11 protein-coding genes are annotated in these 11,887 nt (G+C 54.6%); 7 read left to right on the forward strand and 4 right to left on the reverse strand.

What is annotated here, in order from left to right:
- Positions 1-50 precede the first annotated feature (50 nt).
- Both HEQ72_RS09300 and HEQ72_RS09305 read left to right on the forward strand, forming a co-directional pair.
- Positions 51-866, forward strand: coding sequence for an APH(3')-I family aminoglycoside O-phosphotransferase (locus HEQ72_RS09300; RefSeq protein ID WP_168023184.1), 816 nt, complete (start codon positions 51-53; stop codon positions 864-866).
- 225 nt (positions 867-1,091) lie between these two features.
- On the forward strand, positions 1,092-2,054 hold the full coding sequence (locus HEQ72_RS09305) for an NAD(P)H-dependent flavin oxidoreductase (RefSeq protein WP_168023185.1): 963 nt from the start codon (positions 1,092-1,094) through the stop codon (positions 2,052-2,054).
- Positions 2,055-2,072: 18 nt separating this feature from the next.
- Here the strand turns inward: HEQ72_RS09305 and HEQ72_RS09310 are convergent, their stop codons facing one another.
- The gene (locus HEQ72_RS09310) at positions 2,073-3,182 is read right to left on the reverse strand and encodes a hypothetical protein (RefSeq protein WP_168019924.1); all 1,110 of its coding nucleotides are present in this window, start codon (positions 3,180-3,182) and stop codon (positions 2,073-2,075) included.
- Between the two features lie 152 nt (positions 3,183-3,334).
- Positions 3,335-3,883 carry a hypothetical protein gene (locus HEQ72_RS09315; RefSeq protein ID WP_168023186.1) on the reverse strand — a complete coding sequence of 183 codons (549 nt, stop codon included), beginning with the start codon at positions 3,881-3,883 and terminating at the stop codon, positions 3,335-3,337.
- 250 nt (positions 3,884-4,133) lie between these two features.
- Between HEQ72_RS09315 and HEQ72_RS09320 the strand changes: the two genes are divergently transcribed.
- From HEQ72_RS09320 to HEQ72_RS09340, 5 genes are all read left to right on the forward strand, one after another.
- Entirely contained in the window at positions 4,134-4,940 is an 807-nt protein-coding gene (locus HEQ72_RS09320; protein WP_066132100.1) for a division plane positioning ATPase MipZ, read from the forward strand.
- Between the two features lie 3 nt (positions 4,941-4,943).
- Positions 4,944-5,204 carry a hypothetical protein gene (locus HEQ72_RS09325; protein ID WP_168019921.1) on the forward strand — a complete coding sequence of 87 codons (261 nt, stop codon included), beginning with the start codon at positions 4,944-4,946 and terminating at the stop codon, positions 5,202-5,204.
- A gap of 396 nt (positions 5,205-5,600) precedes the next feature.
- Entirely contained in the window at positions 5,601-6,482 is an 882-nt protein-coding gene (locus tag HEQ72_RS09330; RefSeq protein ID WP_168019919.1) for a UTP--glucose-1-phosphate uridylyltransferase, read from the forward strand.
- Positions 6,483-6,582: 100 nt separating this feature from the next.
- Positions 6,583-7,902, forward strand: coding sequence for a UDP-glucose dehydrogenase family protein (locus tag HEQ72_RS09335; protein WP_168023187.1), 1,320 nt, complete (start codon positions 6,583-6,585; stop codon positions 7,900-7,902).
- The gene (locus HEQ72_RS09340) at positions 7,902-9,569 is read left to right on the forward strand and encodes an alpha-D-glucose phosphate-specific phosphoglucomutase (protein WP_322099195.1); all 1,668 of its coding nucleotides are present in this window, start codon (positions 7,902-7,904) and stop codon (positions 9,567-9,569) included. Before HEQ72_RS09335 ends, HEQ72_RS09340 begins: the two co-directional genes overlap by 1 nt.
- A gap of 15 nt (positions 9,570-9,584) precedes the next feature.
- Here the strand turns inward: HEQ72_RS09340 and HEQ72_RS09345 are convergent, their stop codons facing one another.
- Both HEQ72_RS09345 and HEQ72_RS09350 read right to left on the reverse strand, forming a co-directional pair.
- Positions 9,585-10,862, reverse strand: a complete 1,278-nt coding sequence (locus HEQ72_RS09345) for a D-alanyl-D-alanine carboxypeptidase (RefSeq protein WP_322099506.1) — start codon at positions 10,860-10,862, stop codon at positions 9,585-9,587.
- Between the two features lie 345 nt (positions 10,863-11,207).
- A partial coding sequence (locus tag HEQ72_RS09350) for a hypothetical protein (protein WP_209316230.1) occupies positions 11,208-11,887 on the reverse strand: 680 nt, incomplete at its 5' end.

Genomic DNA, 11,887 nt, shown 5'->3' on the forward strand with positions numbered 1-11,887 from the left:
TTTTATATTTAATTGCACATTAACTGTGCGAGATCTTTCAGGAGCATTTTGTGGGGTATACTCAACGGGAAGAGGTTTGTTCAGCTGCTCGGTTGCCTTCAGTCCTGCGTGAGGAATTAGAAGGATACAATTGGGCGCGGGATAACGTTGGTCAGTCTGGCGCGGCCATCTATCACCTGTACGGTAAAACACATGCCCCTGAACTATACCTGAAATATGGTAAAAGTACGGTTGCGGACGATATTGCAAGCGAAATGGTTAGACTGAGCTGGTTGGCTGCTTACATGCCTCTTCCAGCGATTGCACATTTTACCCGTACCGCTGATGAGGCGTGGCTGCTGACGACAGCAATGCCCGGAAGAACTGTTTACCAGATGTTGGAGGCATATCCTGATGCACGTATCGATCTTGTTGATGCACTGGCAGAATTTCTGCGCAGGCTTCATGCTGTTCCTGTGAGTAGTTGCCCCTTTAACAGTGGTCACATCTTTCGGCTTGCTCTGGCACAGCAACGAATCAACGCTGGTTTGGTCGATGCCGATGACTTTGATGAGGAGCGACAAGGCTGGGCAGTCGAGCAGGTCTGGGAAGAAATGCATACCCTTTTGCCGTTCTCACCTGAACTCGTTGTTACACATGGCGATTTTTCACTTGATAATCTTCTTGTTTGTGAGGGTAGAGTGATCGGCTGTATTGATGTTGGGCAGGTTGGTATTGCTGATCGCTACCAAGACCTTTCTATACTCTGGAGGGGTCTTGGGAAGTTTTCGCCTTCATTGCAGGAGAGACTTTTTCAGCAGTATGGCATTCCCAACCCAGACTGGCGGAAACTGCAATTTCATCTGATGCTGGACGAATTTTTCTGAAAGCAGTGATGTAACGAACAGGGTATTGAAAAACTAGGCAGTGGTGTGCAACAGCCTTGCCCCTAACTGAATTTCAACACCCTGTGGACCGGGTTCTGGAAAGGCAAGTCTTACCTTCTGTTTTTACTGACATTGATCTTGTCCTGCATAACAGGGCTGGCTTGTATTTGGGGAGACGTGTAGCCTTGCTATCCGGTGATGCAGGACTATCAGGGGGAAGGGATCATGCCGCTGCCAGATCTTTTGCAAGGACGTTTGCAGTTGCCTGTTGTGGCTGCTCCCATGTTTCTGGCATCAGGCCCGGATCTGGTTCTTGCCTGTTGCCGTGCCGGTATTGTGGGGACTTTTCCAGCCCTGAACCAGCGTACGACAGAGGGTTTTGCCAGCTGGCTCGAGACGCTGAACTCTTCGCTGGGGGCTGCAGAAGCTCCCTTTGGCGTTAACCTGATAGTCCACCGCACCAACCCCCGTCTGCAGGCTGATCTTGAAATGGTTATCCGCCATCGGGTGCCGGTTGTGATTACATCCTTGGGGGCTGTAAGGGATGTGATTGATAAAGTGCACGCTTATGGTGGCGTTGTTTTTCACGATGTCACAACGGTGCGCCACGCCAGAAAGGCGGCTGAATCGGGTGTTGATGGATTGATTCTGGTAGCAGCGGGTGCGGGGGGGCATGCCGGAACTATCAATCCTTTTGCCTTGCTGTGGGAAGTACGCCAGTTTTTTACCGGGACCCTTCTTCTTGCCGGTGCACTTTCGACCGGCGAGCAGATTGCCGCAGCGCGTCTTCTGGGGGCTGATCTTGCTTATATGGGAACCCGCTTTATTGCCACCCACGAATGTGCTGTTGAACCATCCTACAAGGATATGGTCGTTGATTCTGCTGCGGAAGATATTGTCTATACGCCAGCCATTTCCGGTATTCCTGCTAATTTTATGCGTCCATCTTTGGTCGCAGCCGGTCTTGATCCGGATCGTCTGCCAGTAGACCATGGTGCGGGCCTCAAGGATATTGGCAGTGAAGTAAAGGCATGGAAAACTGTGTGGTCTGCTGGGCAGGGTGTATCCTGTATTCAGGATATTCCGACTGTTTCCGAGCTGGTTGCGCGCTTGTCCAAGGAGTATGACCAAGCGCTGGGCCAAGCAGGGGATCTGCGTATGAAAGCGTGCTGTCTTCCCAACTCCTGAGGCCAGAAACCTTCCTGTTCACTTGATGAATATTTTACTTTCCATGGGGGCATAGGCATCGGCACCTTCCAGCACAATGCCGTCAAACCCCAGGTCCATCATCCCGTTAAACATTTTTCCGACAAGCTCGCGCCATTCTTTTTCCCAATAGGCGACTACATAAGTCCCGGGTTTCCCCGGGACGGGTCCGGTCAGCCATTTGGGATCGTTGATCTTCCAGTCATTGTTCCAGTAGTAACGGGTATCGGCAGCCTGGCTGAGGTGCAGGCGGGCCAGAACAAGGCGCCTGAACCCGGTCTGTTTCAGTCGCAGGCTTGCAACGTCTGCTGCAGACAGGGGGATGCGGTCCCTCCAGAACGGGTCGATCACCAGAACATCATGGTTTGTGTCCCGTAGGCGAATCAGCCACAGCTCTTTGCTGCCTTCACTGCTATTGCCTTCAACAAACAGTGCATTGGTGGCTTGGGCCAAGGAGTTGACGCCCTGTGGATTGTTACCGGCAAGCACCATCGGCCCTGGTCCGGCCAAGGGGCCTGTTCCCGAATCTGTATGGGCCACAATACGCTGTGTTTGTGCGGTCCGCAGGGCCTTCTCGGCTGCGTCGGATGTTCCGCAATGGTCAATGGTCAGGATGTTCAGACCAATATCATGCAGGGCTGCAATAAATCCCGGGGATGCTGTTGGCTCTTCAGTACAGAACTGACCATCAACAACCACGCCATCAAGACTTTGGACAAGGCGACGGTTGAAAGTTCCGGCCGGCTCGGGCGTCGGTGGAACCGGGCCGGTATCCTGTTCCAGGGTCATGCGCTCGATCTTGGCTTCGCGTTCGCTCTTCATCAACAAGCCCAAGCCTTGGCGGACCAAGACGATAAAGTGGCTGTCGCGTGTATGGGCATATTCCCCCAGTGAAACGATCATGTCACGCATGGCATTCCGAAAATCAGGAATGACCAGGGGTGGTTCGTTGGGTGCGGGGGGGGCGCTTTCGCCCAAGATACGGCCATCAACCCGTATACTGCCCGGGGGAACGGGTGTTGTCTGGGCAAGGGATGCCGGCGTGTTGATGCCAGTTCCTGCCAGAAGGGCTGCCAGAATTGCCAGAGACCGGTACAGGCTATTATGCATAAGGCTTTCCTTTACGGGGATGCTGTATGCCCGGGTCAGAGCCACGGTTTTCTTCTCTGGTGCTATGTTACACCGCATGAAGAGTCCGTCTACGTTGCATATTGTCCTGAAGGAATGTTTGTCTGTTCGTCTCTTGTCTTTTGCGCCGGACTTCAGACCCCAAAGTCGAGCAGGGAAGGGGCGCGTGCGATGATTTCGTTCAGGATTTTTGAGGCTTTTCTGCGGCTCTTGTGAGCTGCCTCGTCAAGTAGTTTGGCATAACGGGGTTTTGAGAGCAGGCGGTGGGTGTCGTGAAGGGTGCGAATTTCCCGCAGGAAAATGTCCCGTGATCCCAGGGGAAGATGAGGCTCATTGGAAAGAGCGGTCAGAAAGGTCAGGGATGCCCGAAGAAGAATAGCCCATATATCAACAGACAAGCGGTTGAATCGCTCAAGAAGTTTGCCTCTGTCCAGGCCGTCATAATCCTGCAGCCTGCGATCGATGATGATGGCAAAAGCCCAGCATTCCGACGCCCGATCCCGGCAGCGCGTGTACTCTGTAAAGCGCAGGACCTCGGTTCCCGGAGACTGGGCGCGTCGGCAAACATTCTCGGCTATGTCAGACAGAAAATGGATGCGCCTTTCAAGCTGGTCGAGAAAACGGCCTATTTCCAATGGTTCGCGGGTGACCGAGGAGTGGCGTGCCTCCAAGGTAATGGCCATGAAATCTGCATCTCCAGCGCGTTTTTCTTACAAAAGGTTTATTATGTGTGCGCGTTATATCAAGACGATGTTCATTTGGGCAAGCTTGGCAGGAGCATTGCGCCATCCGGAAGACGGCTGTAAAGTCCTGCCACAGTGCGGCCTTCTGGTTTGTCCCTTGATTGAATTCAGGAAGCAAGTCGTGTGCCGTCGGGAAAATCGTATCGGGTACCACAGTGATGGGTGGTCCTGAAATCAATCGGGATAGCGCATGGTCCAGTCCTCGGCTCATATTATCGTCGTTGGTAACGAGAAGGGGGGGTCGGGTAAATCAACAGTCTCCATGCACCTGATCGTCAGTTTGCTCCGCGGTGGGCTAAGGGTCGGGACCATTGATCTTGATGCCCGCCAGGCGACGCTAACTCGCTACATAGAAAATCGTCGTGCCTATGCATGCCGCCACGCCGTTTCTCTGCCGATGCCGGAGCATTACCCTTTGCTGTTGAGCGGAAACCAGGCTTTGGATGAGGCTAAGCTGAAGGCGATTGTTGATGATCTGCGGACGCGTTGTGACACAGTGATCATTGATACGCCCGGCGCTGATACCTATTTGTCCCGGGCTGGCCATTCCTATGCCGATACGTTGATTACGCCGCTCAATGACAGTTTCATCGATCTGGATGTTCTGGCCCGGGTCGATCCCGAGACGCTGACCATCAAGGGATTCAGTCATTATTCTTCCATGGTGTTCGAGATCAAGAAGCGCCGCGCTGCCCGTGATGGCGGGCAGATTGCCTGGGTGGTCCTGCGTAACCGCTTGTCCCATCTTGCTGCACGTAACAAGGTCGAGATGGAGCGCTTGGTCGAAGAATTGTCGCAGCGTTTGCGCTTTGTCAGTATTCGTGGCTTGGGGGAGCGGGTGATATACCGCGAGCTGTTTCTGTCTGGTTTGACGCTGCTGGATCTGAACAAGGATGGTGTTGCGCTGGAAATGAGTATGTCGCATGTTGCCGCAAAACAGGAACTGCGCGCACTTCTGGATGCGATTGGCAGGGCCCATATGGCTGTTGCCGGGTGATGGATGGGGGCAGTTCATGGTGCTTTTTGTTCCAGTGATCCTGTCGTGCCTGTTTCTGCTGATAGCGTGTGGGTGGATGATCAGGAGTCCGGCTCGGCCCTGTGGTTCCAGATCCGTCAGGATTGCATGTCTCGTATCCTCTCTCTTGATATGTGTTTTGCTGGCAGCCAGTGGACGGCTTGTAGTAGCTCTGGCTGGTTTGCTGCTTGTGGCCCCTTGGATTTTCTCGTTTTTGCGATCTTTGTTGGTGGAGCTGGATCCTGATTGCGTTCCAAAGCAGGAAAGCTCTTCGTCAGGCTCAAGCCCCATGGACCGTGCAGAGGCTTTGCGGGTTCTGGATTTACCTGCCAATCCTAGTAGGGAATCTGTTCAGTCTTCTTATCTAAGGTTGATTCGAAAGCTCCATCCAGATCAGGGCGGGAGTACCTATTTGGCCGCACGCCTGAATGAGGCCCGTCAGGTTCTGCTGAAGGGGGAAAATGGCAGGTATTCCAGATGCCGGGGATGAATTATACCCCAAGATCAGTTGCCATGTTTCTGCCGTCATGGCAGAAGATGGTCCCGTGTCGGGGCTTTCTGTGAGCCATTGGCGTATTTGTGTGTTGTACCCCGGATTTCCTGCGCAGGGCATGGGAGTATAATAGTCCAGATGAGGTTCTGATGACCCGTCGTGTACGTAAAGCTGTTTTTCCCGTTGCTGGCTTGGGGACCCGCTTCCTGCCTGCGACCAAGCTGGTGGCCAAGGAAATGCTGCCCGTCGTTGACAAGCCCCTGATACAGTATGCTGTAGAAGAGGCTTGGAAAGCCGGTATTGAGTACTGCCTGTTCGTGACAGGTCGTGGAAAGGCTGTTCTGGTTGATCACTTCGATCACGCTCCCGAGCTGGAAGCTCTGCTGCGCGAGAGAGGCAAGAATGAGCATCTGGATGAGCTGATGGGGGGTATGCCCCAGCCGGGTACCATTGTTTCCACACGGCAGCAGGAGCCACAGGGACTGGGCCATGCCGTATGGTGTGCCCGTTCGTTTGTCGGTGATGAGCCCTTTGCCGTTATTTTGCCCGATGATCTGGTCATGAGCGATCGCCCCTGTATCGGCCAGTTGATCGAAGCTTGGAACAGTGTGGGTGGGGGTAATGTTCTGGCTGTGGAAGATGTTCCGCGCGATCGGACAGACCGGTACGGTATTCTGGATATTGAAAGCGAGAGCGGCCGGTTGGCCCGTGCGCGTGGCATGGTGGAGAAGCCTGTGCCGGAGCAGGCACCGTCGACGCTGGCTGTTATTGGCCGGTATATCCTCGATCCCGTCGTCATGCGGACTCTGGAGCAAACACCCCGGGGCAGCGGGGGGGAGATCCAGTTGACAGATGCCATTGCGGCTACGGTGGGTCAGGTTCCCTTGCACGGCTACCGGTTCGAGGGAACCCGGTTTGATTGCGGTGACAAGGTTGGGTTTATAGAAGCCAATATTGCCTTTGGCTTGGCCCGCGAAGGGATGAAAGAGCGTTTGGGGAATGTGATCAAGGCTTATGCCCACGTCCTTTGACCAATGTTTATGCAGTGTTTTCTGTCCGGTTGGGTGATGGTGCCGGTTCTGGAACGTTTCTTTTGTTTTACCATCACATATGTTGCCAAGGACGTTTGCCATGCGTATTGCCATGATTGGCACCGGTTATGTGGGGTTGGTATCGGGCGCCTGTTTTTCCGAGTTTGGAACAGAGGTTATCTGTGTTGACAAGGACCAGTCCAAGATAGAGCGTCTTCGTCGTGGGGAAATTCCTATCTACGAGCCCGGGTTGGACGAGATGGTGGGGCGCAATGTCCGCGCCGGTCGTCTGTCTTTCTCCACGGATCTGGTTGAGTCGGTCAAGGGTGTGGATGCGGTCTTTATTGCGGTTGGAACGCCGACCCGTCGTGGCGGTGGCCATGCGGACCTGTCTTATGTATATGCCGCTGCGCGTGAAATTGCGGGGGCTATCAGCGGCTATACCGTGGTTGTGACGAAGTCGACGGTTCCGGTGGGTACCGGGCGGGAAGTGGCGCGTATCATTCGCGAAGCATGCCCTGATGCAGACTTTGATGTTGTTTCCAATCCCGAATTCCTGCGTGAAGGATCGGCGATTGAGGACTTCATGCGTCCTGACCGGGTAGTCATTGGTGTTGAAAGTGACCGCGCCCGTGATGTCATGCGTCAGTTATATCGCCCCTTGCATCTGATCGAGACACCCATCCTGTTTACGGGGCTTGAATCCAGTGAGCTGACCAAGTATGCAGCCAATACGTTTCTGGCGATGAAGATTACCTTTATCAACGAAATCGCGGATCTCTGTGAAAAGGTTGGTGCCAATGTCCATGATGTGGCCCGCGGCATCGGGCTTGATGGGCGTATTGGCAAGAAGTTCCTGCATCCTGGTCCCGGGTATGGGGGATCGTGCTTCCCCAAGGATACCATGGCCTTGGTTCAGACAGCCCGGGACACTGGTGCGCCACTGCGTATTATCGAGACCGTCGTTGATGTGAATGCCCGGCGCAAAAGGCAGATGGCCGACCGCATCATTGCGTTTGTTGGTGGGTCTGTTCAGGGCAAGACGCTTGCCGTTCTTGGTTTGACCTTCAAGCCCAATACCGATGACATGCGCGATGCTCCTGCCCTTGATATTGTTCCGGCCCTGATGGAAGCTGGTGCTGCAATTCGTGCTTATGACCCGGAAGGCATGCGCGAGGCCGGCCAGCTTATTCCTGGTATGGTGTGTTGTGACGATGCCTACGCTGCTATGCAGGGGGCGGATGCCGTCGTTATTCTGACGGAATGGAACCAGTTCAGGAATCTCAGTATCCCGAAAATGCGTGAGTTGCTGAAGGAACCTGCCATGATTGATCTGCGTAACGTTTATAATCCGCATGACATGCGTGCGGCTGGTTTCCGTTACCAGAGTGTTGGCCGTCCACAGGTGGATAGGCCGTAGTGGTACCCGTTGCGGCTGTTGGGGGGATCATGGCTCCGGTCATCCGGACAGTATGTACAACGCCTTTCCCTGATCAGAAGCCTGGTACGTCCGGGCTTCGGGAGCCTGTGCGGGTTTTCCGGCAGCTGCATTATCTGGAAAACTTTGTGCAGTGCGTTTTTGACTGTCTGGAGGGGCCGGCCGGAGGGACGCTTGTTGTTGGGGGTGATGGTCGTTGGCACAACCGCCATGCCGTTCAGACGATTCTGAAGATGGCAGTTGCAGCCGGGTTTGGCTGTGTCCTGGTTGGTCAGGGTGGGTTGCTGTCGACTCCGGCCGTGTCCTGTGTCATCCGTTCTTCCGGTGCCTTGGGTGGGCTAATTCTTTCGGCCAGCCATAACCCCGGCGGGCCCGATGGTGATTTTGGGATCAAGTACAACATCGCCTCGGGTGCCCCGGCGCCGGAGATTTTGACCGATGCTGTTTTTCAGGCAACAAAAACGATTCGTCAGTATCGTATTGCTGATATACCGGACCTTGATCTTGAAAAATGTAATACGGTTCGAATCGGTGGTACGACAATCCGGGTTATTGATCCCGTATCGGATTATGCCCGCTTGATGGAAACCCTGTTTGACTTTGATGCGATTCGCTCTCTGTTCGCAGCCGGGTTTCGTATGTGTTTTGATGCCATGCACGCCGTGACAGGTCCTTATGCCGTTGAAATATTCGAGAATCGTCTGGGGGCGGCAAAGGGTAGTGTAATGAATGGAATCCCCCGTGAAGATTTTGGCGGGGGGCATCCTGATCCCAATCTTGTATATGCCCGTGACCTTGTAGAGCGCATGTCTGCGCCAGATGCACCTGATTTCGGGGCAGCGTCTGATGGCGATGGCGACCGCAACATGATTATGGGGCCTAGGTTCTTCGTCACTCCTTCCGACAGTCTGGCTGTGTTGCTTGAGCATGCGACCGTGTGTCCGGGATATGCGGGTGGAATCGTCGGGGTGGCACGCTCTATGCCAACGTCAACCGCAGTTGACCGGGTAGCGCAGGTGTTGGGAATTCCCTGCTTCGAGACTCCAACGGGCTGGAAATTTTTTGGCTCTCTTCTTGATGCCGGAAAGGTCAGCCTGTGCGGGGAGGAAAGCTTTGGTACGGGGTCTTGGCATGTGCGGGAAAAGGATGGTTTATGGGCTGTCCTGATGTGGCTGAATATCTTGGCTCGTCATGGTCAGGGGGTTAGATCCTTGGTGCAGGAGCACTGGAAACGATTCGGGCGCACATTCTATGCACGCCATGATTACGAGGACATCGATTCTGCATGCGCCGATTCTCTTTTGCATGATGTGCGCACGACTCTGCCCGATTTACCCGGTCGTACCGTGGGAGATATGACGGTGCAGGCGGCCGATGATTTTTCCTATACAGACCCTGTGGATGGAACGGTTTTTTCCAGACAGGGGATTCGAATCATTTTTTCCGGGGGGGCTCGCGCTGCCCTTCGTTTATCCGGGACCGGGACTGGAGGCTCCACGCTGCGTGTTTATCTGGAGCGTTTTGAACCTGACCCTGTATATCACAGTCAAGAAACGGGCATCACGTTGATGCCTCTGATGCATGCCGTGGAGATTTTGACTGGGATCCACGCGCGTACAGGGCGTGGCAAACCGTCCCTCGTGACCTGAGTTTTGGAGTCGGATTCAGGGGGTCATGGCGACTTCAACAGGCCCCGGGCTGACAACAGCACAGCGGAACGCCTTCTTTTTCAGGGCATTGCAGGCATTGCGGGCGTGGCGTTCCGTATCAAAGCCGATAAGCCTGGCTCGGTATAGCGGATTCTTTGATCCTGCAGACGAGGCTGGAACAACCAAGGGAATGCCACCGCTCCCCCTTTTCAGGGCAGAGGCCGCTCTCTTGGCTTCCTTGTCAGCGCTTTCCATACCCTTGAAAGCACCGACCTGTATGCCCCAAGTTTCCCCCGCTGCACGTTGGCTTGCTATGTCTTTCCGCTTGTTCTGGCGATTCTCGCCAGCTTGCCCTTTTTTATAGGATGCCGGGACAGTTTGGCTCTGTGCAGATACCCTGTATTCGTCGGCATGCTTGCCATCAGCCTGAGCTCTTTGGTACGCGTGCGGCGCCATGACTCCGGCTGAAAGAAAGCTTTTGTCCAGCAGGTCCATCATATGGCGATCCCGCGCCATAGCGGTTCGGCCGCCAATTACAACGCCGACCAAAGATATGTGCCCACGACGTGCAGAGGTTGCAACATTAAAACCCGATGCATTGATATAGCCTGTTTTCAGACCATCGGCGCCATCATAATTCTTCAGGACCCGGTTGTGGGTTTCCAGCGTGGCTCCAGCATAGTCAAAGCTCTGCACCGAGAAATATTTATAGTAGGACGGAAAGTCACGCTTTAGCGCGACAGAGAGCTTCATCAGATCCCGTGCCGTAGAAAACTGTCCTCTATGAGGCAGGCCAGAAGCATTGCGGAACACAGTTCCGGTCATGCCCAGTGCTTTTGCTTTTTTGGTCATCATGGCGGCGAATCCGCTTTCTGTGCGGCCCAGGTGTTCCGCGACCACAACAGCAACATCGTTGGCTGACTTGACCACAAGCGCTTTTATGGCGGATTCCACGGCAATGCTTTGCCCGACTCTCAGGCCCAGCTTGCTGGGAGGTTGGCGCACTGCCCGCTGGGATGCTTTCATGCTGTCGCTGAGTCTGATCTTCTTTTTCTCAATGGATTCAAAAAGAAGATACAAGGACATCATCTTGGTGAGAGATGCGGGGTAAATACGGGCATCCGCGTTGGTTTCATGGATGACTCTGCCCGTATCGGCATCAACAACGATTGATGCATACGTCCGTGCAGACGCATTTCCGGAATGCCCCGATACCATGACCAAAAGGACCAAGGCAGGCGCCATTACCCGTACAAGCCGTTTCATGTCCAGGAAGGTGCGGGCTGCGTACACTGGATATCCCCATGTTGTTCAGGATGTTCGGGCCGGAATGACAAGACAGTTCCACCCGTACAATAAGAAAAAGCAGAGGCAGTGTCCACACAGGTGGGGGGAAGATTTGTCTGCTGCCGATATTCTGTGTGGACAAGCATGGGGGAGGGGTTGTTGACCCGGTTGTGAAAATAACCTGATAACGAGGGCGCCTGCTGCGTTTTGGCACCGTAGTGGCCCGGGAGTCTTTGTCTGTGTTGCTGATCTCTGGTGGAAGGTCTGCCAGGGGCGTGCAGTCGGAAAAGCAGATGACGTTCCGGGGGTGTTCCATGTCAGCCCTGCTTGGGACAAGTGACATGGCCGTTCTCAGTTTTTGTCATCGGCTATTCCCGTGAGGAGCAAAAGTATCATGACCACCAGCAAACCGTCTTCCCCCGCCTCTCGAAAGGCGTCATCGCGCAAGGGGGCGCGCAAGGCTTCTCCTCGCCCGTCCTCTATGCCCATTCCCAAGGCTCCCCTTGCTTTTGCTCCTTCCGTTGGAGCAGCCTCCGGCCTGAAGCCAACGCCGCCCCTTGGTCGGCCGTTTTCGCCTTTGGTGCGTCCTGTGGGCTCCTTGTCTTCATCTTTGACACGCCCGACCACGCCGCTGTCCCGTCCTGTCGGGACGCCGGCCAAGTCTTCGGCTTCAGGTAGCGCTTCGTCTTCTTCTACGTCGACTGCGGCCAAGCCTGTGAAGAAAAAGGCCGCTCCCAAGAAAAAGACGACAGCCAAGAAGGCGACGTCCTCTGCCAAGTCTGTGACGAAGTCTGCGACCAAGAAGGCGACTACGGCCAAGAAAGCAGCCACTTCAACAACGGCTAAAAAAGCTGCAACCAAGAAAACCGCTGCCAAGAAGGCCACGGCGAAGAAGGCGACGACGGCCCGCAAGGCTGTAGCCAAGAAGGCCACGGCGAAGAAGGCGACGACAGCCCGCAAGGCTGTAGCCAAGAAGGCCACGGCGAAGAAGGCGACGACAGCCCGCAAGGCTGTAGCCAAGAAGGCCACGG

Origin of the sequence: Haematospirillum sp. 15-248 (genome assembly GCF_012102665.1) — a bacterium.
Taxonomy (GTDB): domain Bacteria; phylum Pseudomonadota; class Alphaproteobacteria; order Rhodospirillales; family Rhodospirillaceae; genus Haematospirillum.